We start from the raw sequence: 20,560 nt of genomic DNA on the forward strand, positions 1-20,560 counted from the left end.
GATAGACTTTGCCGATATTTTCTTCCCTTTCTCACAGACAGGTTTGCCATGAAACGTGAATTAGCCATCGAATTCTCCCGCGTTACCGAAGCCGCCGCGCTGGCGGGCTACAAATGGCTGGGACGCGGCGACAAGAACGCCGCCGACGGCGCGGCGGTCCACGCCATGCGCATCATGCTCAACAAAGTGGATATCGATGGCCGCATCGTGATCGGCGAAGGCGAGATCGACGAAGCGCCGATGCTGTATATCGGCGAACAGGTCGGCACCGGCCAGGGCGACGCGGTCGACATCGCGGTCGATCCGATCGAAGGCACCCGCATGACCGCCATGGGCCAGTCCAATGCGCTGGCGGTATTGGCGGTGGGCGATCGCGGCACCTTCCTGCACGCGCCGGACATGTACATGGAGAAGCTGGTGGTCGGCCCGGCGGCGCGCGGCGCCATCGATCTCAACCTGCCGCTGGCGGAGAACCTGCAGAACGTCGCCGCACGGCTGGGCAAACTGCTGTCGCAGCTGACGGTGATCGTCTTGGCCAAACCGCGCCACGACGGCGTCATCGCGCAGATGCAGCAGCTGGGCGTGCGGGTGTTCGCCATTCCTAACGGCGACGTGGCGGCCTCCATTCTCACCTGCATGCCGGAAAGCGAGGTCGATGTGATGTATGGCATCGGCGGCGCGCCGGAAGGGGTGATCTCCGCGGCGGTGATCCGCGCGCTGGACGGCGACATGCAGGCGCGTTTGCTGCCGCGCCATAAGGTGAAAGGCGACAGCGCCGAGAACCGCCGCATCGGCGAACAGGAGCTGGCGCGCTGCCGGGAAATGGGTATCGAGGCCGGTCAGGTGCTGCGCATGGACCAGATGGCGCGCAACGACAACGTGATCTTCTCCGCCACCGGCATCACCAAGGGCGATCTGCTGGAGGGCATCAGCCGCCAGGGCAACATGGCCACGACCGAAACCCTGCTGATCCGCGGCAAGTCGCGCACCATCCGCCGCATCCGCTCAACCCACTATCTGGATCGCAAGGACCCGGCGCTGCACGAATTTTTGCTGTAAGCCGGCAAGAGACCGCCCCCAGCCGCCGCTGAGGGCGGGTTCATCCCGCCACCGGCGTTTTGGCGGGCAGCAGTTTTCCACGCAACAGCAGCCACAGCGTCTTCACCATCAGGCCGATGAGCAGCAGGTTGGCCAACGCGAACAGCCCCCAGGCAAGCACTTGCATATCTGCTCCGCGCTGGCTCTGCAGCAACCGCAGCGACGCGTTCGCCATCGCCGATAAGCCGAACGAGAAAGCCCACATGCCCGGACTGAAGCCACCGGCAAAAAACCAACGCACCAACCTGAACATAAAAAACAGCTGCAGCAGGCCGTAGCCCAACAGGATTAAGGCGAACGTATCGAAGTCGTTGCCATTGACGCATAACCACGCATAGCAGGCGACAAAGGCCGGAGCCAGCTGAATACCGATAACGCCGCGGGCGGCGGCCGGCAGCGCGGTCTTGGTGCGCAGGCGGTGGATGATGGCGGGTTCGAGGGTCAGCCATGAAATCAAACCGGCGCCAAGAAACATCATGCCGATATCATGATGGCCGGCGGTGCCAAACGCCATCGCGCAGATAAAGTTAGCAGCCACCGTCGGCAGGTAGAATCCCGGCGTCGTGGCCTCCGATGCGAACTCGCCGCGCCACAACGGCGCGCAGCGCCAGGCCGAGAAAATGAGCTGGCCGATGGAGCCCGTGACCATCAGCCCATTCGCCAACGGCAGGCTGTAGGGGTGCAGGCCGATGGACACCAGCACGCCGCCCGCCGGGAGCAAGCTGATAAAACTGAACTGAGTGTTGCTGCGAAACTCGTCACGCACCGCGCGTGGATCTGTCAGGCCGCGACAGAGATAGACCAGCGCCAGCACCAGCCAGATGGCACTGCCGAGAAAGATGAGCGACTCGCCCAGCCAGCCGGGCCCATAGCCGAGCGTGGCGGCGTATCGCCAGGCGCTGCCGAGGCCGAAAACCCCCAGAACCATCCCAAAGAAGCCGACGGGAACACGTTGAATGAACTGCAGTGATGACATAGCGAATAACCCGGAAAAACACTGTCGATAAAGTGTATACCGATCGCCGCAGCGCAGTAATAATCTGGGTCAAAACCGGCGGCATGACCTTAGTCGTCTTGCAAGACTAAGGCCTGCGCCGGTTCGGGAAGGGTGTTATGCGGTATGCCCCTGATGTTGCATCCGGTTGGACAGCGGCCACCAGCACAGCAGGATCAGCAGCGCCATCGCGAACATCAGCAATCCGAGGCTGAACTGCCCGGTTTGCGGCAGCATGGCGGAAAGCCAGGTCGCGAGCCCCGATCCCATATTCTGCATGCCGCCCACCAGCGCGCCCGCCGCGCCGGCCAGGTAAGGGAACGGCTCCATCGCCCCGGTGGTCGCCAGCGGGAACAGCATGCCGGCGCCGAAGAAGAACAGCGCAGCCGGCACGATCAGCGTCCAGATGTTCATCACGCCGAACCAGCCCGGGATCCACATCATCGCCCCCGCCAGCAGGCAGCTAATCACCGAATGCCACATCAGCGTGTGGAAGGTCTTGCCGTCGCGCCCGGCGTACCAGGCGCCGAAAAACGCCGCCGGGATCGGCAGAATGAACAGGATGCTGACGGTCAGGCCACTGAGCCCCAACACGCCGCCCATCAACACGCCACAGCTGGCCTCGAATACCGCAATGCCCGCCAGCGCGCCGATCAGCATCACCAGATAGCAGCTGAAGGTGCTGTCGCCCAGCAGCTGGCGGAAACTGGCCAGCATGCGGCGTTTTTCCGTTTGCACCGGGCGGGTTTCCGGCAGCCAGCGGAACATGGCGAAGGCGACGCAGGCGCACAGCGCCAGCAGGAAGGCGTAGCTGGCACGCCAGCCGAACACCATCGCCAATGCGCCGCCGATCACCGGCGCCAGCAGCGGGCTGACCAAAATCCCCATGTTCAACAAACTGTTGGCATAGCGCAGCGCGGTGCCGGCATACAGATCGCGCGGCATAGTGCGCGCCATCACGCCCGCCACGCCGGTGCCCATCCCCTGGATGGCGCTGGCGGCGACCAGCATCGTCAGGTTGGTGGACAGCAGCGCGCCCAGCGCGCCGACCAGGAAGATCATCATGCCGGTCAGGATCACCGGGCGACGCCCGATACGATCCGATATCGGCCCGTAAATCAGCTGGGAGAAACCGTAGGTCAGCAGATATGCCGCCATCACCCGTTGCACGGCGCCGGTGCGAACCGACAGATCGTGGGCGATATCAGCAATAACGGGAACATAAATGGTTTGCGCCATCTGGCCGACGGCGACTAACAGGATAAGCATCACCAGCAGGTGAAAATTTTCTAGTTTTCTCATTATCTTCGTTAACGTTTCAACTCGTCACAGCGTCCCGGTATGGCCGTTGCAGCAGCCAGAACGGCGAGCAGCCCTCTATGGCGGCATAAACTAATCAAATCTGATTTTTTTAGCGAGTTTCAGGCAGATATTGATCCAGGTCACACTGGCAGCAAACCCGACCAGGCTCGTAAATTAAACTGTACGTCTAACGCTTTAGAGTTAAAAATAGCGCCCTTGCAGTAGCCGCGCTTTAGCATTTAATCGATAATTATTTTCATCAACTTGAAATAAAATAACACCATAGGGATTTGGTTCATGAAAACACCTGAGCTGATTTTATTGCAGTTAAAGGCTCTCGGCCCGCACTCGGCCAAAATGCTGGCGGAGCGTCTGGACATCACGCCGATGGGCATCCGACAACATCTGCAATCCCTGGAAAAACGTGAGTTGGTTTGTTACGAAGAAGCGCGTAGCAAGGTCGGCCGCCCGACGCGTTACTGGTCACTGACCGAGCGAGGGCATGCCTTTGCCGCCGCCGATCAGGAGCGGCTGCGGGCATCCGCGCTGGAGCTGTTTGGCGGCGCCGGGGTGGAGCCGTTGCTCAGCGCGCGCGAAGAGCAGCTTTATCTGCGTTATGCCGAAGAGCTGTCCGCCGAGCGCAGCCATCAGGACCGGTTAGCCCGCCTGGTGCGCCTGCGGCAACACGACGGTTACATGGCCGAATTGCTCGACCACCCGCACGGCGCGCTGCTGGTGGAAAACCACTGCCCGATCGGCGTGGCCGGCTCCAACTGCAGCAGCCTGTGCAATTCCGAGCTGCAGCTGTTTCACCGCCTGTTCGGCAACGACTACCGGGTAGAGCGCACCGCGCACGCCATTTCCGGCTCACGACATTGTGCTTATTTGATTCGACCACGGGAGCTTTAGAGTATGGCTGAATGGGTAAACGGCAAGGTTACGCAGGTAAAACAATGGACCGACGGGCTGTTCAGCCTGGTGGTCAATGCCCCCATCGATCCTTTCACCGCCGGGCAATTCGCCAAGCTGGCGCTGGAGATCGACGGCGAACGGGTGCAGCGCGCCTACTCCTACGTCAATGCCCCCGACGACGCTAATCTGGAGTTCTATCTGGTCACCGTGCCGGAAGGCAAACTGAGCCCGCGCCTCAGTCAGCTGCAGCCGGGATCGGACGTGATGGTAACCAAAGAAGCGGCCGGCTTCTTCGTGCTGGACGAGGTGCCCGACTGCGACACGCTGTGGATGCTGGCGACCGGCACCGCCATCGGCCCCTATTTATCGATTCTGCAGCAGGGCATCGGCCTGGAGCGCTTTAACAACCTGGTGCTGGTGCACGCCGCGCGCTTTGCGCGTGACCTCAGCTACCTGCCGCTGATGCAGCAACTGCAGCAGCGCTACAACGGCAAGCTGCGCATCCAGACCGTCGTCAGCCGCGAAGAAACACCCGGTTCACTGACCGGCCGCGTACCGGCGCTGATCGAGGACGGCCGGCTGGAAGCGGCGATCGGCTTGACCATCGACGCCGAAACCAGCCACGTGATGCTGTGCGGCAACCCGCAAATGGTGCGGGACACGCAGCAAACGCTGAAAGATCACCGCGAGATGCGCAAGCATCTGCGCCGCAAGCCGGGCCACATCACCAGCGAACACTACTGGTAACCCGAAGGGGATCAGCGGAACTTCACCGGTTCGGCTTCCGGGCCGAACCGATTGTCTCCCGGCGTGCCGACGAAGGCGCCCAGATCGATCATCATCATCACGATAATCAGCGTCGGGATGAAACGCCCGACGCCCCATTGCCAGATCGGCGCCAGCATCTGCCAGTTCCCCGCCGCCAGCATCCATGCCAGGATCAGCAGCAGCGCCCACCAGCCGGCCTTGTTGCGATCGTGCAGGCGTTTGACCAGCACCGCCGCCGTCGGCCACAGCAGCGCCACGATAAAGAAGGCGATGGATTGGATGGCGATCAGCTGATAATTGGCCAGCGTAAACGCCACCGCCATCAGCACCAACCACAGCCCCATCCAAATCCAGAAGTCGCGCCGCCCGATGCGGCCCTTAAAAGAAAAACACCACTGTTGTAACGTCATCGATTCCTGCGCTCTAAGCCTGCCCATATTCTGCGCCGCAGTGTAACATAGGCGCTGCCAGGCCGAGTTTTCCGCCTCGTATAACGCGGTGCGCCGCACAGCTTTCTCGTCAGCGAACCGATAATGGCGTGGGATCTTTGACAAGCCCCGCGGGTTATCGCTTTAATCGGAGCCATCTTTGTCCTTGATGCCATACGCCATGCTGAGAAAAACCCTCGTCATCGCCTGCCTGTTGCAGGCCGCCGCCAACGCCTGGGCCGATCCGCCGCCCGCCGATGCAACGCCCGCCGCACCTTACCTGCTGGCCGGGGCGCCGACGTTCGATCTGACGGTGGTCAAATTCCGCGAAAAATACAATCGCGACAACCCGAAGCTGCCGATTGGCGAATTCCGCGCCATTCCCGCCGCCGAAGACGATTCGCCACTGCTGACGCGCGCCGCCAGCAAACTCAACGAAAACCTGTACGCCTCCACCGCGCTGGAGAAAGGCACAGGTAAAATCAAAACGTTGCAGATCACTCACCTGCCGCTGCAGCAGGCCAATGAAGAAAAAGCCGCGCGCGCCATCGCCATCAGCTATATGGCGGCGCTGATGCGCCAGTTCGAACCGGCATTGACGGTGGAACAGAGCCAGAACAAGGTGAACAGCCTGCTGGAAAAAGGCAAAGGATCGCGTTTTTACCAACAGCAGGTCGGCGCCATTCGCTATGTCGTCTCGGACAACGGCGATAAAGGCGTAACCTTCGCGGTTGAACCGATTAAGCTGGCGCTTTCCGAGCCGTAACGGCGCGGCATTTAATGACGAAAAGCAAAGCCTTCGCGCTTAATGATCTCTATACTGTTGGGCAGGTAAACTGCCGGTCCGGCAGTTGTCATTTCGACTCTCGCGTTCCCTAGTTGGAGGAAAAAACATGCGTCATCCATTAGTTATGGGTAACTGGAAGCTTAACGGCAGCACCCACATGGTCAACGAACTGATCGCCGGCCTGCGCAATGAGCTGAGCAGCGTTGACGGCTGTGGCGTCGCCATCGCCCCGCCGGTGATGTACCTGGATCAGGCCAAGCACGCGCTGGCCGGCAGCCGCATCGCGCTGGGCGCGCAGAACGTGGACGTTAACCTGTCCGGCGCCTTCACCGGTGAAGTTTCCGCCAACATGCTGAAAGACGTCGGCGCCCAGTACATCATCATCGGCCACTCCGAGCGTCGCACCTACCACAAAGAAAGCGACGAAGTCATCGCCGAGAAATTCGCCGTGCTGAAAGAAGCCGGCCTGATCCCGGTGCTGTGCATCGGTGAAACCGAAGCGGAAAACGAAGCGGGCAAAACCGAAGAAGTGTGCGCACGCCAGATCGACGCCGTGCTGAAAACGCTGGGCGCGCCGGCGATGAAAGGCACCGTGATCGCCTATGAGCCGGTCTGGGCCATCGGCACCGGCAAGTCCGCTACCCCTGCGCAGGCGCAGGCCGTACACAAATTTATCCGTGACCACATCGCCAAGCACGATGCCGCGGTTGCCGCTGAAATCATCATCCAGTACGGCGGTTCGGTGAACGACAAGAACGCCGCAGAGCTGTTCGGTCAGCCAGACATCGACGGTGCGCTGGTTGGCGGCGCCTCGCTGAAAGCCGACGCTTTCGCCGTGATCGTCAAAGCCGCTGCCGCAGCGAAAAAAGCCTGATTGCCTTAGGCTTGCCATAAAAAAACCCCGGCTTGCCGGGGTTTTTTATTGCCGCTCAACCGGCATCAGCGTTTGCTTATCTCGTCGAACACGCCGCCGGTGGCGAAGTGCACCTTCTGCGCTTCGGTCCAGCCGCCGAAGGTATCATCCACGGTGAACAGCTTCAACTGCGGGAACTGCCCGGCAAACTTGGCCGCCACCGCCGCATCGCGCGGACGGTAATAGTGCTGTGCCGCGATGGTCTGCCCTTCCGGCGAATACAGATACTTCAGGTAGGCGGTCGCCACGTCGCGGGTACCGCGTTTATCGACCACCTTATCCACCACCGACACCGTCGGTTCGGCCAGGATCGATTCACTCGGGGTGATAATCTCGAATTTGTCTTTGCCCAGCTCTTTCTCCGCCAGCAGCGCTTCGTTTTCCCAGGCGATCAGCACGTCGCCGATGCCGCGCTCAACGAAGGTGTTGGTCGAGCCGCGCGCGCCGGAATCCAGCACTTCGACGTTCTTGTACAGGTTTTTGACGAAGTCCTGCGCCTTGGTCTTATCGTTGTTGTTGTGGTGCAACGCGTAGCCCCAGGCGGCCAGGTAGTTCCAGCGGGCGCCGCCGGAGGTTTTCGGGTTCGGGGTGATCACCGACACGCCCGGCTTGAGCAAATCGGGCCAGTCGTGAATTTGTTTCGGGTTGCCTTTACGCACCAGGAAGACGATGGTCGAGGTGTAAGGCGCCGAGTTGTCCGGCAGGCGTTTGATCCAGTCTTTCTCGATACGCCCGCGTTCGGCAATGGCGTCGACGTCATAGGCCAACGCCAGCGTCACCACATCGGCCTCGATGCCGTTGATCACCGAGGTCGCCTGTTTGCCGGAACCGCCGTGCGACTGGCGCACCGTCACCTTGTCGCCGGTTTCCGCCTGATAGTGCTTGCTGAATGCCGTGTTGTAAGCCTGATAGAACTCACGCGTCGGATCGTATGACACGTTCAGCAACTGAATATCCTTCGCCATGGCGCCGGACGCCAACAGCACCAATGTCAGACCTACACCCCATTTACGCATCGACAGGCTCTCCCAGAAAATTAAGCGCAACCTTAATCGGTTGATTTAGCATCAGAGCCTGCCAGAAACTTTCCCGGCAATTAAAGAATAAAAAATTTTGGGATAGATGATTCCGGAATATATCGCCAACGGGCATAAAAAAACCCCCGCGAGCGGAGGCTTTTTTGTCGTACGATGAGCGGCGTATCAGTACAGCTTTTTCGCCGTTTCCAGCCAGTCGCCCTTGAACGGACGCTTCATGTTTTCGATCGCGTCGATGATGTCGTGGTGCACCATTTTTTCGTTCTGGATACCGACACAGCGGCCGCCGTAGCCCTGCAGCAGCAGCTCGATGGCGTAGGCGCCCATGCGCGAGGCCAGGATGCGGTCGTAGGCAACCGGTGAACCGCCGCGTTGAATATGGCCCAGCACGGTGGCGCGGGTTTCACGCTTGGTTTCCTGCTCGATGTGGCGCGCCAGCTCATCGATGTCGCAGATGTGCTCGGTGATCGCCACGATGGCGTGTTTTTTACCCTTGGCGATACCGGCCTTGATTTCGCACACCAGATCTTCGCGGTTGAATTCGATTTCAGGCAGCACGATGAATTCGCAACCGCCGGCAATCGCCGCCGCCAGCGTCAGATCGCCGCAGTAACGGCCCATCACTTCCACGATGGAGATACGCTGGTGCGAAGAGGAGGTATCGCGCAGGCGGTCGATCGCTTCCACCACGGTTTCCAACGCGGTGAAGTAACCGATGGTGTAGTCGGTGCCGGCAACGTCGTTATCGATGGTGCCCGGCAGACCGATGCACGGGAAGCCTTCTTCCGTCAGGCGTTTGGCGCCCATGTAGGAACCGTCGCCGCCGATCACCACCAGCGCGTCGATGCCGCGATTCTTCAGGTTTTCAATCGCCTTGGCGCGCACGTTCTCATCCCTGAATTCCGGGAAGCGGGCCGAGCCAAGGAAGGTGCCGCCGCGGTTGATCATGTCGGACACGCTATAGCGATCCAGCTGCTCCATGCGATCTTCGTACAAGCCAAGGTAGCCATCGTAAATACCAAAAACTTCCAGACCTTCTGAAAGCGCAGAACGCACAACGCCGCGGATTGCAGCGTTCATACCCGGCGAATCACCGCCGCTCGTCAGTACACCGATTTTCTTGATCATGACTACCTCTGAACTGTGTAGATGCAATTTCTTAAGAATTCTGTCTCCGCCGATCGTCTTGAAACCTCTCCGGCTGCAGAAAACCAGCTTTACGGCTTATTGCTGGATATTATATCAAAAACACCCAGCTGAATTGATTCAAGTCACGCAATATAACGGTAAAAACACCGCATGGCACGCTGAGCTAACTCAGATATTCATGATAATACTTCGATCTATGCCTCTATCTGATTATAGCTCCCAATGTCCCTGCCTACCCGGCGGCACCACGGAGCACGGATCCAGGTGAATAATGACGTCCGCCCCCGCAAAACGGCGCCGCAGCGCCTGTTCCACCTGATCGGCCAACCGGTGCGCCTCGCGCAGCGGCAGCGAGTCTTCCATCTCCAGATGCAGCTGGATGAAACGCGTCGGCCCCGACTGCCGCGTGCGCAGATCGTGCGCGCCTTTCACCCCGGGCCAGGAGGAAACCACCTCGATAATCGCCTGGCGTTCGTCATCCGGCAACGCCCGATCCAGCAGCGACTGCACCGCTTCGTAGCCCATGCGCAGCGCGCTATACAGGATGTAAACGCCGATGCCCAGCGCGAACAGCGCGTCCGCCCGCCGGAAGCCGTACCAGCTTAGCCCAAGAGCGATAAGAATAGCACCATTCATCATGACATCTGACTGATAATGCAGCATATCTGCGCGCACCGCCTGGCTGCGCGTTTTTCTGACCACCCAACGTTGATAGGTGACCAGAATCAGGGTACTGATCAACGCGATCACCGTCACGACGACCCCAACGCCGGGATCGCGCAGCGTTTGCGGCGCATACAAATGCTGGAAGCCGGTGAGGAACAGAAACAGGGCGGAGCCGGAAATAAACATGCTTTGCGCCAGCGCCGCCAGCGACTCCGCTTTGCCGTGGCCAAAGGTGTGCTCGGCATCGGCCGGCTGCAGCAAATAGCGCACCACCAGAAGGTTGGTCAGGGAGGCGGCGATATCGACCAGCGAATCCACCAGCGCCGCCAGCAGGCTGACCGAACCGGTGTGGTACCAGGCGACGATTTTGATTAACAGCAGCGACGACGCCAGCGCGGTAGCGGCCAACGCAGCGGACTTTACCAGGCGTGCATAGCGCTGTTCCATTAAGGGATCCCGGTCAAAAGGTATGGCGCTCAATATAGCGAAATGTCGGATAAAAAAAACCCCGCCATCATGGCGGGGAAGACAGGGATGGTGTCTATGGCAAGGAAAAACAGGGGACTACTCAGTCGTACTTCACTTCTGGGCAGAAGCTTGCTGCAAACCAGAAATTTGTTGCTCCATCTGCTGCATACGCTGCTGATGTTTCTGGTCTAAAACACTTTTTTGCTCTGGCGTCAGCAGGTTATACATTTGGTTGCGCACCCGGGCCATTTCGACCTGGCGCTTGACCTGCTGCTGGGCCATCTTTTCCGCCTGGGCATACACGGCGGCTTCGTCAAATTTCTCTGCGGTCACCAGTTTATGCATGGCTTCCATTTCAGCTACATTGACACCAGGCAGATCGTGCCGGGCCTGGCGCATCAAATCGCGCATTTGCTGGCGCTGCTGTTCGCTGAGGCTGACACCGTCGAACATATGGTGCTGGCCGGGTATTCGGGTCATCGCGTCGTTGCCGGGAGGTTGGGCTGTGTCCGGTATAGTGTCGGCAGCGAAGGCAGCGGTCGAACCAATTGCCAGCAGTGATGCCATAACTAATGCGGTCACCTTACGCATTTCAACTCCTCAAGCTTTCTCACTTTGCGAATCAACGAGGAGCAGTGTACCGCTACACCTGAAAACCTGCGTCAGTGCATGTAAAACTACGTAAAGTCATGGAATGGCAACAGTTGATGACGTATTTTGCGTCTGGAGGTAAATCATAATGAACAAGATTCTGTTAGTTGACGACGACCGCGAGTTGACCTCGCTGTTAAAAGAACTGCTTGAAATGGAAGGTTTTAATATCGTCGTCGCGCACGATGGCGAGCAGGCGTTGTCGCTGCTGGACAGCTCCATCGATCTGCTGCTGCTCGACATCATGATGCCGAAGAAAAACGGCATCGATACGCTGAAAGAACTGCGCCAACATCACCAGACGCCGGTCATCATGCTGACCGCCCGCGGCAGCGAACTGGACCGCGTGCTGGGCCTGGAGCTGGGCGCCGATGATTATCTGCCGAAACCCTTCAACGATCGCGAGCTGGTCGCGCGCATTCGCGCCATTCTGCGCCGTTCCAACTGGAGCGAACAGCAGCAGGTCGACAGCGGCGCCCCGACGCTGGATGTCGATGGCCTGCAGCTGAACCCCGGCCGCCAGGAGGCCAGCTTCGACGGCCAGGTGCTGGATCTGACCGGCACCGAATTCACCCTGCTTTACCTGCTGGCGCAGCATCTCGGCCAGGTGGTGTCGCGCGAACTGCTGAGCCAGGAAGTGCTGGGCAAACGCCTGACCCCGTTCGATCGCGCCATCGACATGCATATCTCCAACCTGCGGCGTAAGCTGCCGGACCGCAAAGACGGGCATCCGTGGTTCAAAACCCTGCGCGGGCGGGGTTATTTGATGGTATCTGCAACATGATCAACAGTTTGACGGCACGCATCTTCGCCATTTTCTGGTTCACGTTAGCCCTGGTGCTAATGCTGGTGCTGATGGTGCCCAAGCTCGACTCCCGTCAAATGACCTCTCTGCTCGACAGCGAGCAGCGGCAGGGGTTGATGCTGGAACAGCACGTCGAGGCCGAGTTGCAAAACGATCCGGCCAACGATCTGATGTGGTGGCGCCGCCTGTTCCGCGCCATCGACAAATGGGCGCCGCCGGGCCAACGCCTGCTGCTGGTCACCAGCGAAGGCCGGGTGATCGGCGCGCAGCGCAACGAAATGCAGATCGTCCGCAACTTCATCGGCCAATCCGATAATTCGGATCATCCCAAGAAGAAAAAGTACGGCCGCGTTGAGCTGGTCGGGCCGTTCGCCGTGCGCGACGGCGAAGACAACTACCAGCTGTACCTGATCCGTCCCGCCAACAGCCCGCAATCCGATTTCATCAACCTGATGTTCGACCGGCCGCTGCTGCTGCTGATCGTCACCATGCTGATCAGCGCCCCGCTGCTGCTGTGGCTGGCCTGGAGCCTGGCGAAACCGGCACGCAAACTGAAAAACGCCGCCGATGACGTGGCGCGCGGCAACCTGAAGCAGCATCCGGAACTGGAGGCCGGCCCGCAGGAGTTTCTGGCCACCGGCGCCAGCTTCAACCAGATGGTCAGCGCGCTGGAGCGCATGATGAACGCGCAGCAACGGCTGATCTCGGACATCTCGCACGAGCTGCGCACGCCGCTGACGCGTCTGCAGCTGGCCACCGCGCTGATGCGCCGCCGCCACGGCGAAGGGCACGAGCTGGCGCGCATCGAAACAGAAGCGCAGCGGCTGGATTCGATGATCAACGATCTGCTGGCGCTGTCGCGCGGACAGCAAAAAGGCGAACTGGCGCGCGAGCAGCTGAAGGCCAACGACCTGTGGGCCGACGTGCTGGACAACGCCCGTTTCGAAGCGGAACAGATGGGCAAGCAGTTGGAAATCACCGCGCCGCCAGGCCCGTGGACGCTGTTCGGCAACGCGAGTGCGCTGGACAGCGCGTTGGAAAACATCGTGCGCAACGCCCTGCGTTATTCGCACACCCGCATTGCCGTGGCGTTCAGCGCCGACAATCAGGGCGTGACCATCCAGGTTGACGACGACGGCCCCGGCGTCAGCGCCGAAGATCGCGAACAGATCTTCCGTCCGTTCTACCGCACCGATGAAGCGCGCGACCGCGAATCCGGTGGCACCGGCCTCGGCCTGGCGATCGTCGAAGCGGCGGTCAATCAACATCGCGGCTGGGTGAAGGCCGAAGACAGCCCGCTTGGCGGCCTGCGACTGGTGCTGTGGCTGCCGCTGCATCATCAACGTTTGTCGACTAAGACAGAACAGTAAGAGTTTGCTATCCTGCGCCCCTCGTTCACGAGGGGCCTGCAACATGCTGAACATCGTTTTATTTGAACCCGAAATTCCACCCAACACCGGCAATATCATCCGCCTGTGTGCCAATACCGGCTTTAACCTGCACCTGATTGAACCGCTGGGATTCCCGTGGGACGACAAGCGCCTGCGCCGCGCCGGGCTGGACTACCATGAGTTCACCCGCGTCAGCCGTCATGCCGATTACGCCGCCTTTCTCACCGCCGAAAACCCGCAGCGGCTGTTTGCTCTCACCACCAAGGGCACGCCGGCGCACAGTGCCGTCAGCTACCAGGCCGGCGACTACCTGCTGTTCGGCCCGGAAACGCGTGGATTGCCTGCCGACATCCTCGATGCGCTGCCCGCGCAGCAAAAAATCCGCATCCCGATGCAGGCGCAAAGCCGCAGCATGAACCTGTCGAATGCCGTATCGGTGGTGGTGTATGAAGCCTGGCGGCAGCTGGACTATGCCGGCGCGCTGATCAAGGCGTAATCCGCGACGACGCGCCATACTGGAAAGGTTAACCTCTCCAGGCACGGCACATGGCTTTCGTTGCAGATATTGTTACCCAGCTTCGCCGGCTCGAACCGGCGCTGAACGAGGCGCTGTTGCGGCTGCAACAGGCGCAAGACACCGAAGCGTTGCACGACTTGCGCGTCTGTCTGCGCCGCATTCGCAGCCTGCTGCGTCCGTTGCGCGGCTGCCCCGGCGCAACCCGGCTCGATCGGGCCGCCGCCGAGTTAGGGCGGCTCACGACGCCGCTGCGCGATCTCGAGGTGCTGATCGCCGAACTGGCACGCCATCGCCTCGATTGGCAGGCCAACGTGCGCCGGAGCGATCTTCAGGCTCGCTGCCGTCAACTGCTCACCCATCCGCAGCTCATCGACTTTCCCTCGCTGTTGCACGCCTGGCCGCGCCGCTTCCGCCGCACCGCGCGACGCACCGCCAAACACCGCCTAAATCGACGCCTGCAGCGCCAGCAGCGGCAATTGCGCCGGGCACTGGCCGATACCGGCTACGACCGCCACCGCCTGCGGCTGCTGATAAAACGCCTGCGTTACGCGGCCGAAGCCTATCCGCAACGCCTCCCCCTCTCTCCCACCGCGATGGCGAGCCTCAAGGCGGCGCAGAACGCCCTCGGCGATTGGCACGATCGGGAGGTCTGGTGCCTGCAGGCAGAACATCAGGCGGATCTCTGGCCCTTGTTGGCCCAATGGCAAACTGAGCAACGCCTGGCGCTGGCCAGCGCGAACGCCTTACTCGCCGCCTTATCGTCGGCGCTGGCGGCGAAAACCAGCGGCGCATCACGATCCTGAAAAAAGGCCACGGCAGGGCACGCCCGGCCCCGAAAATGCCCGATGAGGCGCAGATAATGCGCTATGTTTTGTAAGGGTAATCACCACTCATCATAGGAAACCATATGAAGAAACAACGCTTGAGCGTTGCCATGGCGGTTCTGGCAGCGGGCCTGTTGCTGGCAGGCTGTTCGTCCAAAGTCACCCAAACGTCGCAGTATTCGGGCTTCTTGTCCGATTACAGCAAGCTGCAGGAAACCACCTCGCCAAGCGGCCATAAAACGCTGCGATGGGTAGACCCAAGCTACAAGGAATCCAACTATCGCGGCATCTATTTCCAACCGGTGGTCTATTTCCCGGCGGAGAAGCCCACGGCGCGCGTCAGCCAGGACACGTTGAACAAGATTAAGGCCTACGCGACCCAGCGGATCAAAACCGCGCTGCAGAATCGCTTTACCATTCTGCCAAGCCCGACGGGCTCACGCGTGCTGGTGGCCAAGCTAGCCATCACCGCCGTTTCCGCCGAAAATGAAGACATGAAGTTCTATGAGGTGGTGCCGGTCGCCGCCGTGGTCGCCAGCACCATGGCTGCGACCGGGCACCGGACGCAAAATACCGCGCTGTATATCGAAGGTGAGCTGATCGACCAGGATACCGGCAAAACGGTGATGGAAGTGGTACGCAAGGCCTACGGTAAAACCGTCAACAACGACAGCACGCCGGTCACGGCGGATGACGTCAAGGCGGCGATCGACGACATCGTTACCGATATCACCAACTTCCCGAAACAGGGCTGACCGCCACCTGAAAAACGCAGGGGGAGCCGAAGCTCCCCCTGAATGGCTGCGCAGGCGGCGCTCAAATGCCGTCGCCGTACTCGAAGCCGTGATTGCTACCGTTGAAGTATTGGTCCATATCCATCGACGGCGTATCGCTCTCCGGCCGCCCGACGATGCGCGCCGGCACGCCGGCGGCGGTGGTGTGCGGCGGTATCGCCTGCAAGACCACCGAGCCCGCGCCGATCTTCGCACCCTTGCCCACTTCGATATTGCCGAGAATTTTGGCGCCGGCGCCAATCATCACCCCTTCGCGGATTTTCGGGTGACGGTCGCCGCTGGTTTTACCGGTACCGCCCAGGGTAACCGACTGCAGGATAGAGACGTTATTCTCCACCACCGCCGTTTCACCGATCACGATGCCGGTGGCGTGGTCGAGCATGATGCCGCAGCCGATGGTCGCCGCCGGGTGGATGTCCACGCCGAAGGCGACGGAAATTTGATTTTGCAGGTAGATAGCCAGCGCTTGCCGCCCTTGCTGCCACAGCCAATGACCGATGCGGTAAGCCTGCAGCGCATGGAACCCTTTCAGGTAAAGCAGCGGCGTGGAGTATTTATCGACCGCCGGATCGCGCAACCGCACCGCGAGAATATCGCGCGCCGCCGAAACGATCATCTGGTTGTCGGACTTGTAGGCCTCTTCCACCACCTCGCGCACCGCGATGGCGGGCATGATCGGCGTCGCCAGCTTGTTGGCCAGCATATAGCTGAGCGCGCTGCCCAGGTTCTCGTGCTTGAGCAACGTCGCATGGAAAAAGCTGGCCAGCATCGGTTCACAATCAGCCAGTGCTCGCGCTTCTGATTTAATGCTGTTCCAGACCTGTTCCAACTCTTCTGACGACATCACATTCCCCTCTGCCTTGCCAAACGGGCCGCTTCGCACGGTAGCGCGAAGCGGCCCAGGTCATTTGCGGGGTCAGCATTCTGCTGCCCCGGCATATCGTTTTATGTCACGCGCTGGGTTTTTCGTCCTTTCGGGCTCGCCCCAGCAGGCTCAGCGCCGCTTCGCGGGCGTCCTTGTGGCAGTAAAGCACCTGATAAATCTGTTCGGTGATCGGCATTTCCACGCCGTGCCGCTGCGCCAGCGCCAACACCTCTTTGGTATTGCGATAGCCCTCGACCACCTGGCCGATGCTGTCCTGCGCTTCCTGCACGCCTTTGCCTTGCCCCAGCATAATGCCGAAGCGGCGGTTGCGCGATTGGTTGTCCGTGCAGGTTAGCACCAGATCCCCCAGCCCCGCCATGCCCATGAACGTCGAAGGATCGGCGCCCAGCGCAGACCCCAGACGGCTCATTTCCGCCAGCCCGCGTGTAATCAACGCGGTGCGGGCGTTGGCGCCGAAACCGATGCCGTCGGACATGCCGGCGCCAATGGCGATCACGTTCTTCACCGCGCCGCCAAGCTGTACGCCGATGAAGTCGGGATTGCTGTAGACGCGGAAGCTCTTGCCGCAGTGCAACAGCTGTTGCAAATCGTCGGCGAACTGCGCATCGGTCGCCGCCAGCGCGATCGCCGTCGGCAGGCCGGCGGCCAGCTCTTTGGCGAACGTCGGCCCGGAGAGCACCGCCAGCGGGATCGTCTCGCCCAACGCCTCACGCGCCACGTCCTGCAGCAACCGGCCGGTTTCCGCTTCCAGTCCCTTGGTAGCCCACACGATGCGGGCGTCCGGGCGCAGATGCGGCTTCAGCTGGCGCAGCACGTCGCCGAACACGTGGCTCGGCACCACCACCAGCACGTCGCGGCTGGCCGCCAGCGCACGCGCCAAATCGGCTTCAAGCAGCAGGGTATCGGGGAAGGGAACGTCGGGCAGAAACGCCTGATTGCAGCGATCTTGCTGCAACGTTTGAATTTGCGCGGGGTTGTGCCCCCACAGCACCACGGCGTGGCCGTTACGCGCCAGCGTAATGGCCAATGCGGTGCCGTACGAGCCGGCACCGATGACAGTCATTGAAGCATTGACGGTGTTCATCAGGCATCCTGATGTGGTGCGGCACCTTCGCCTTCCGCCTGCTGCTGCAGATAGTTCATGAACAGCGCGTCAAAGTTGACCGGTGCCAGGTTCAGCTGCGGGAATGTACCGCGGGAAACCAGGCTGGTGATGCACTCGCGCGCATACGGGAACAGGATGTTCGGGCAGTATGCACCCAGGCAATGCGCCAGCTGCGTGCCTTCGATGCCTGCTACCGAGAAGATGCCCGCCTGTTGCACTTCGCACAGGAACGCAGTTTCTTCGCCCAGGCTCGCCGTCACGGTTACGCGCAGTACCACTTCATACACTTCGTCAGCCAGCTGGCTGGACGCGGTATCCAGATCAAGTTTAACTTCCGGCTGCCATTCCTGCTGGAAAACCTGCGGCGCGTTCGGCGCTTCGAAGGAGATGTCCTTGGTATAAATACGTTGGATCTGGAAAGCCATTTCGGTGCTGTTTTGTTCTGACATGTGAGTAATACCCTTGGTTAAACGTCCTTATTGACACTCGGTGAACCGGCAAGCTGCTTAAAGCAGCGGATCCAGGCCGCCGCGAGCATCGAGTTCATATAAATCATCGCAGCCGCCGATATGCCGGCCGTCGATGAAAATCTGCGGCACCGTGGTACGCCCGCTGCGCTCGATCATCACTTCGCGTTTGGCGTTATCGCCGTCGATGGCGATCTCGTTAAACGCCGCGCCCTTGCTGTTCAACAGCGCCTTGGCACGATGGCAGAACGGACAGGTCGCTTTGGTGTAGATATCAATGTTAGCCATGGATTGCCACCTCAAATAGGTTAAACGGTTACTTACCGCGCACCAGCGGCAGGTTTTCTCCGCTCCAGCCGGAAATGCCGTCTTTCAGCATCGTCACCTTTTCAAAACCGGCCTTGCTCAGGTTCTCCGCCGGCTCGCGGGAGGCGGTGCCGTTGGCGCACACGACGATGATCGGCTGCGCTTTGTGTTTTTCCAGCTCGCCCAGGCTGCCGCTTTTGATTTCGCTGGCGGTCAGGTTGATGGCGCTGGCCAGGTGACCACGGCGGAAATCGTCGCGGCTGCGGGTGTCGACCACCACGGCTTCTTCTTTGTTGATCAGGCGAATAGCTTCACCGCGTGCGATCTCTTTGACCTTGGAGAAACGGCTTTTGAAGGTCATGACGATCACGGCGACCAGCAGAGCGATCCAAGCCAGGCTCAGAATAGGGTGTCTGCTTACGAATGGCATAATTTCTTGCAGCATGGGGTGTAACAACTCCCGTCAGTTAAGGGATAAATAAGTCAAGGTTCCAGAGTATACCTGCCGAGTGCGGCAAATACAGCCAATAAGCAAGCGCGATTGTAGAAACTGCGGGCTGCGCTGAGAAATTCCCGACGTCAGAGCATAAAAGCCCGCGCGATTCGCCGCAACCTTGATCTCTTTGGGCTATTTATCGCCGCCGGCGGTGTAAAATCAGCCGGTTTTTCGAGGGTGAATAGCCATGCTTGCGGCGGGCGCATGGCTATTCGCAGCTTAAAAGGTTCATAAGAGGTCAATGCAATGTCGAGCAACAAAAAACCGATGGTACTGGTGATCCTGGACGGTTACGGCCATCGTGAAGAGCGGCAGGACAACGCGATCCTGAACGCCGGCACCCCGGTAATGGATCGCCTGTGGCGGGAGCAGCCGCATACGCTGATCGCCGCTTCCGGGCTGGATGTCGGCCTGCCCGACGGGCAAATGGGCAACTCTGAAGTCGGCCACGTCAACCTGGGCGCCGGGCGCATCGTGTACCAGGATCTGACCCGGCTGGACAAAGCTATCGCCGACGGCGACTTCTTCGCCAACCCTGTGCTGACCGCCGCTGTCGATAAGGCCGTAGCGGCCGGCAAGGCGGTGCACATCATGGGCCTGCTGTCGCCGGGCGGCGTGCACAGCCACGACGAGCACATCCTGGCCATGATCAAGCTGGCCGCCCAACGCGGCGCCAAAGCCGTTTATCTGCATGCCTTCCTCGACGGGCGCGACACCCCGCCGCGCAGCGCCGAAGCCCCGCTGCAACGCTGCCGCGACGCCTTCGCCGCGGTGGGCGTCGGGCGCATCGCCTCGCTGATCGGCCGCTACTACGCGATGGACCGCGACAACCGCTGGGATCGCGTGCAGCTGGCCTATGACCTGCTGACCGCGACCAAAGGGGACTCCGTGGCCGAGGATGCGATCGCCGGGCTGCAGGCCGCCTATCAGCGCGGTGAAAACGACGAGTTCGTCAGACCGACCGTGATCCGCGCCGCCGGTGAGGCCGATGCCGCGATGCAGGACGGCGACGCGTTGATCTTCATGAACTTCCGCGCGGACCGCGCGCGCCAGATCACCCGTGCCTTCGTGAACGCGGATTTCGACGGTTTCCCACGCGCCAAACAGGTGCAGTTCGGCGATTTCGTGATGCTGACCGAATACGCCGCCGACATCGCGACCGCCTGCGCCTATCCGCCGGCGTCGCTGTCCAACACCTTCGGCGAATGGCTGATGAAGCACAACAAAACTCAGCTGCGCATCTCGGAAACCGAAAAATACGCCCACGTCACCTTCTTCTATAACGGCGGCGTGGAAGCGCCGTTCAAGGGCGAAGACCGCGTGCTGGTCAACTCGCCGAAGGTCGCCACCTACGATCTGCAGCCGGAGATGAGCGCCGCCGAGCTGACCGACAAGCTGCTGAGCGCCATCCGCAGCGGCAAATATGATGCCATTATCTGCAACTACCCGAACGGCGACATGGTAGGGCATACCGGCGTGTATGAAGCGGCGGTGAAAGCGGTGGAGACGCTGGACGCCTGCATCGCCCAGGTGGTTGATGCGGTGCGCGACGTCGACGGCCAGTTGCTGATCACCGCCGATCACGGCAACGCCGAGCAGATGCGCGATCCGGCCACCGGCCAGGCGCACACCGCCCACACCAGCCTGCCGGTACCGCTGATTTACGTCGGCAAACCGGCGCGGGCGGTCGAAGGCGGCAAGCTTTCGGACATCGCGCCAACCCTGTTAACGCTGATGGGAATGGAAATCCCGCAAGAGATGACTGGTAAGCCGCTGTTCATCGTGGAATAATCCTT

The 20,560-nt window shown here is 60.6% G+C and carries 23 protein-coding genes; 11 read left to right on the forward strand and 12 right to left on the reverse strand.

Annotated elements, in window-relative coordinates:
• Positions 1-48 precede the first annotated feature (48 nt).
• Positions 49-1,059: a class II fructose-bisphosphatase gene (gene glpX / locus C9411_RS23450; protein ID WP_107228029.1), complete on the forward strand. Its 1,011-nt coding sequence runs from the start codon at positions 49-51 to the stop codon at positions 1,057-1,059.
• Between the two features lie 40 nt (positions 1,060-1,099).
• Here glpX and tehA read toward each other — a convergent pair whose 3' ends face one another.
• Together tehA and emrD are read right to left on the reverse strand one after the other, a co-directional pair.
• Positions 1,100-2,074 (reverse strand): dicarboxylate transporter/tellurite-resistance protein TehA, encoded by a 975-nt coding sequence (gene tehA / locus C9411_RS23455; RefSeq protein WP_063991325.1) that lies wholly within the window; start codon positions 2,072-2,074, stop codon positions 1,100-1,102.
• Between the two features lie 135 nt (positions 2,075-2,209).
• Positions 2,210-3,394, reverse strand: a complete 1,185-nt coding sequence (emrD, locus tag C9411_RS23460) for a multidrug efflux MFS transporter EmrD (RefSeq protein ID WP_107228030.1) — start codon at positions 3,392-3,394, stop codon at positions 2,210-2,212.
• 297 nt (positions 3,395-3,691) lie between these two features.
• Here emrD and C9411_RS23465 point away from each other — a divergent pair, with 297 nt between their 5' ends.
• Entirely contained in the window at positions 3,692-4,303 is a 612-nt protein-coding gene (locus C9411_RS23465) for a metalloregulator ArsR/SmtB family transcription factor (protein WP_063991323.1), read from the forward strand.
• Between the two features lie 3 nt (positions 4,304-4,306).
• Positions 4,307-5,053 carry a ferredoxin--NADP(+) reductase gene (gene fpr / locus C9411_RS23470; protein ID WP_107228031.1) on the forward strand — a complete coding sequence of 249 codons (747 nt, stop codon included), beginning with the start codon at positions 4,307-4,309 and terminating at the stop codon, positions 5,051-5,053.
• 11 nt (positions 5,054-5,064) lie between these two features.
• Here the strand turns inward: fpr and C9411_RS23475 are convergent, their stop codons facing one another.
• Complete coding sequence (locus C9411_RS23475) at positions 5,065-5,484, reverse strand: DUF805 domain-containing protein (RefSeq protein WP_063991321.1); 420 nt, start codon at positions 5,482-5,484, stop codon at positions 5,065-5,067.
• A 199-nt stretch (positions 5,485-5,683) separates the two neighbouring features.
• On the opposite strand from C9411_RS23475, the gene C9411_RS23480 reads away from it, so the two are divergent.
• Together C9411_RS23480 and tpiA are read left to right on the forward strand one after the other, a co-directional pair.
• Positions 5,684-6,268 (forward strand): DUF1454 family protein, encoded by a 585-nt coding sequence (locus C9411_RS23480; protein ID WP_063991320.1) that lies wholly within the window; start codon positions 5,684-5,686, stop codon positions 6,266-6,268.
• Between the two features lie 127 nt (positions 6,269-6,395).
• Positions 6,396-7,163: a triose-phosphate isomerase gene (tpiA, locus tag C9411_RS23485; protein ID WP_063991319.1), complete on the forward strand. Its 768-nt coding sequence runs from the start codon at positions 6,396-6,398 to the stop codon at positions 7,161-7,163.
• Positions 7,164-7,228: 65 nt separating this feature from the next.
• On the opposite strand, the gene C9411_RS23490 is transcribed toward tpiA, so the two are convergent.
• The 4 genes from C9411_RS23490 to cpxP all read right to left on the reverse strand — a co-directional run bounded on the left by C9411_RS23490 (position 7,229) and on the right by cpxP (position 11,113).
• Entirely contained in the window at positions 7,229-8,218 is a 990-nt protein-coding gene (locus C9411_RS23490; protein ID WP_063991318.1) for a sulfate ABC transporter substrate-binding protein, read from the reverse strand.
• Between the two features lie 186 nt (positions 8,219-8,404).
• On the reverse strand, positions 8,405-9,367 hold the full coding sequence (pfkA, locus tag C9411_RS23495; RefSeq protein ID WP_004931116.1) for a 6-phosphofructokinase: 963 nt from the start codon (positions 9,365-9,367) through the stop codon (positions 8,405-8,407).
• A 231-nt stretch (positions 9,368-9,598) separates the two neighbouring features.
• The gene (gene fieF / locus C9411_RS23500; protein WP_107228032.1) at positions 9,599-10,501 is read right to left on the reverse strand and encodes a CDF family cation-efflux transporter FieF; all 903 of its coding nucleotides are present in this window, start codon (positions 10,499-10,501) and stop codon (positions 9,599-9,601) included.
• Positions 10,502-10,633: 132 nt separating this feature from the next.
• Positions 10,634-11,113: a cell-envelope stress modulator CpxP gene (gene cpxP, locus C9411_RS23505; RefSeq protein ID WP_004931122.1), complete on the reverse strand. Its 480-nt coding sequence runs from the start codon at positions 11,111-11,113 to the stop codon at positions 10,634-10,636.
• A 148-nt stretch (positions 11,114-11,261) separates the two neighbouring features.
• Between cpxP and cpxR the strand changes: the two genes are divergently transcribed.
• From cpxR to C9411_RS23530, 5 genes are all read left to right on the forward strand, one after another.
• Positions 11,262-11,957: an envelope stress response regulator transcription factor CpxR gene (gene cpxR / locus C9411_RS23510; RefSeq protein WP_063991316.1), complete on the forward strand. Its 696-nt coding sequence runs from the start codon at positions 11,262-11,264 to the stop codon at positions 11,955-11,957.
• Positions 11,954-13,348 (forward strand): envelope stress sensor histidine kinase CpxA, encoded by a 1,395-nt coding sequence (cpxA, locus tag C9411_RS23515; RefSeq protein WP_048232185.1) that lies wholly within the window; start codon positions 11,954-11,956, stop codon positions 13,346-13,348. The genes cpxR and cpxA overlap by 4 nt, the downstream gene beginning before the upstream one ends.
• A 43-nt stretch (positions 13,349-13,391) precedes the next feature.
• Positions 13,392-13,865, forward strand: a complete 474-nt coding sequence (trmL, locus tag C9411_RS23520) for a tRNA (uridine(34)/cytosine(34)/5-carboxymethylaminomethyluridine(34)-2'-O)-methyltransferase TrmL (protein WP_063991315.1) — start codon at positions 13,392-13,394, stop codon at positions 13,863-13,865.
• Positions 13,866-13,915: 50 nt separating this feature from the next.
• Positions 13,916-14,689, forward strand: coding sequence for a CHAD domain-containing protein (locus tag C9411_RS23525; protein WP_063991314.1), 774 nt, complete (start codon positions 13,916-13,918; stop codon positions 14,687-14,689).
• Between the two features lie 104 nt (positions 14,690-14,793).
• A complete protein-coding gene (locus C9411_RS23530) occupies positions 14,794-15,465 on the forward strand; it encodes a DUF3313 domain-containing protein (RefSeq protein WP_063991313.1) in 672 nt (223 codons plus the stop codon).
• 61 nt (positions 15,466-15,526) lie between these two features.
• On the opposite strand, the gene cysE is transcribed toward C9411_RS23530, so the two are convergent.
• The 5 genes from cysE to C9411_RS23555 form a co-directional block, all read right to left on the reverse strand.
• The gene (gene cysE, locus C9411_RS23535; protein WP_063991312.1) at positions 15,527-16,348 is read right to left on the reverse strand and encodes a serine O-acetyltransferase; all 822 of its coding nucleotides are present in this window, start codon (positions 16,346-16,348) and stop codon (positions 15,527-15,529) included.
• A gap of 106 nt (positions 16,349-16,454) precedes the next feature.
• The gene (gpsA, locus tag C9411_RS23540) at positions 16,455-17,474 is read right to left on the reverse strand and encodes an NAD(P)H-dependent glycerol-3-phosphate dehydrogenase (protein WP_025304677.1); all 1,020 of its coding nucleotides are present in this window, start codon (positions 17,472-17,474) and stop codon (positions 16,455-16,457) included.
• Positions 17,474-17,944, reverse strand: a complete 471-nt coding sequence (gene secB / locus C9411_RS23545; RefSeq protein ID WP_025304678.1) for a protein-export chaperone SecB — start codon at positions 17,942-17,944, stop codon at positions 17,474-17,476. Before secB ends, gpsA begins: the two co-directional genes overlap by 1 nt.
• 57 nt (positions 17,945-18,001) lie before the next feature.
• Positions 18,002-18,250, reverse strand: coding sequence for a glutaredoxin 3 (gene grxC, locus C9411_RS23550; protein ID WP_004931142.1), 249 nt, complete (start codon positions 18,248-18,250; stop codon positions 18,002-18,004).
• Positions 18,251-18,278: 28 nt separating this feature from the next.
• The gene (locus tag C9411_RS23555) at positions 18,279-18,713 is read right to left on the reverse strand and encodes a rhodanese-like domain-containing protein (protein ID WP_063991310.1); all 435 of its coding nucleotides are present in this window, start codon (positions 18,711-18,713) and stop codon (positions 18,279-18,281) included.
• A 297-nt stretch (positions 18,714-19,010) separates the two neighbouring features.
• On the opposite strand from C9411_RS23555, the gene gpmM reads away from it, so the two are divergent.
• On the forward strand, positions 19,011-20,555 hold the full coding sequence (gpmM, locus tag C9411_RS23560) for a 2,3-bisphosphoglycerate-independent phosphoglycerate mutase (protein WP_107228033.1): 1,545 nt from the start codon (positions 19,011-19,013) through the stop codon (positions 20,553-20,555).
• The last annotated feature ends 5 nt before the right edge of the window (positions 20,556-20,560 follow it).

The sequence above is a fragment of the Serratia sp. Nf2 genome (assembly GCF_003028435.1).
Taxonomy (GTDB): Bacteria; Pseudomonadota; Gammaproteobacteria; order Enterobacterales; family Enterobacteriaceae; genus Serratia; species Serratia marcescens_L.

Coding starts and splice junctions, on each gene's coding strand:
- glpX (WP_107228029.1), top strand. CDS start 49: ATGAAACGTGAATTAGCCATCGAATTCTCCCGCGTTACCGAAGCCGCC.
- tehA (WP_063991325.1), bottom strand. CDS start 2,074: ATGTCATCACTGCAGTTCATTCAACGTGTTCCCGTCGGCTTCTTTGGG.
- emrD (WP_107228030.1), bottom strand. CDS start 3,394: ATGAGAAAACTAGAAAATTTTCACCTGCTGGTGATGCTTATCCTGTTA.
- C9411_RS23465 (WP_063991323.1), top strand. CDS start 3,692: ATGAAAACACCTGAGCTGATTTTATTGCAGTTAAAGGCTCTCGGCCCG.
- fpr (WP_107228031.1), top strand. CDS start 4,307: ATGGCTGAATGGGTAAACGGCAAGGTTACGCAGGTAAAACAATGGACC.
- C9411_RS23475 (WP_063991321.1), bottom strand. CDS start 5,484: ATGACGTTACAACAGTGGTGTTTTTCTTTTAAGGGCCGCATCGGGCGG.
- C9411_RS23480 (WP_063991320.1), top strand. CDS start 5,684: ATGCTGAGAAAAACCCTCGTCATCGCCTGCCTGTTGCAGGCCGCCGCC.
- tpiA (WP_063991319.1), top strand. CDS start 6,396: ATGCGTCATCCATTAGTTATGGGTAACTGGAAGCTTAACGGCAGCACC.
- C9411_RS23490 (WP_063991318.1), bottom strand. CDS start 8,218: ATGCGTAAATGGGGTGTAGGTCTGACATTGGTGCTGTTGGCGTCCGGC.
- pfkA (WP_004931116.1), bottom strand. CDS start 9,367: ATGATCAAGAAAATCGGTGTACTGACGAGCGGCGGTGATTCGCCGGGT.
- fieF (WP_107228032.1), bottom strand. CDS start 10,501: ATGGAACAGCGCTATGCACGCCTGGTAAAGTCCGCTGCGTTGGCCGCT.
- cpxP (WP_004931122.1), bottom strand. CDS start 11,113: ATGCGTAAGGTGACCGCATTAGTTATGGCATCACTGCTGGCAATTGGT.
- cpxR (WP_063991316.1), top strand. CDS start 11,262: ATGAACAAGATTCTGTTAGTTGACGACGACCGCGAGTTGACCTCGCTG.
- cpxA (WP_048232185.1), top strand. CDS start 11,954: ATGATCAACAGTTTGACGGCACGCATCTTCGCCATTTTCTGGTTCACG.
- trmL (WP_063991315.1), top strand. CDS start 13,392: ATGCTGAACATCGTTTTATTTGAACCCGAAATTCCACCCAACACCGGC.
- C9411_RS23525 (WP_063991314.1), top strand. CDS start 13,916: ATGGCTTTCGTTGCAGATATTGTTACCCAGCTTCGCCGGCTCGAACCG.
- C9411_RS23530 (WP_063991313.1), top strand. CDS start 14,794: ATGAAGAAACAACGCTTGAGCGTTGCCATGGCGGTTCTGGCAGCGGGC.
- cysE (WP_063991312.1), bottom strand. CDS start 16,348: ATGTCGTCAGAAGAGTTGGAACAGGTCTGGAACAGCATTAAATCAGAA.
- gpsA (WP_025304677.1), bottom strand. CDS start 17,474: ATGAACACCGTCAATGCTTCAATGACTGTCATCGGTGCCGGCTCGTAC.
- secB (WP_025304678.1), bottom strand. CDS start 17,944: ATGTCAGAACAAAACAGCACCGAAATGGCTTTCCAGATCCAACGTATT.
- grxC (WP_004931142.1), bottom strand. CDS start 18,250: ATGGCTAACATTGATATCTACACCAAAGCGACCTGTCCGTTCTGCCAT.
- C9411_RS23555 (WP_063991310.1), bottom strand. CDS start 18,713: ATGCTGCAAGAAATTATGCCATTCGTAAGCAGACACCCTATTCTGAGC.
- gpmM (WP_107228033.1), top strand. CDS start 19,011: ATGTCGAGCAACAAAAAACCGATGGTACTGGTGATCCTGGACGGTTAC.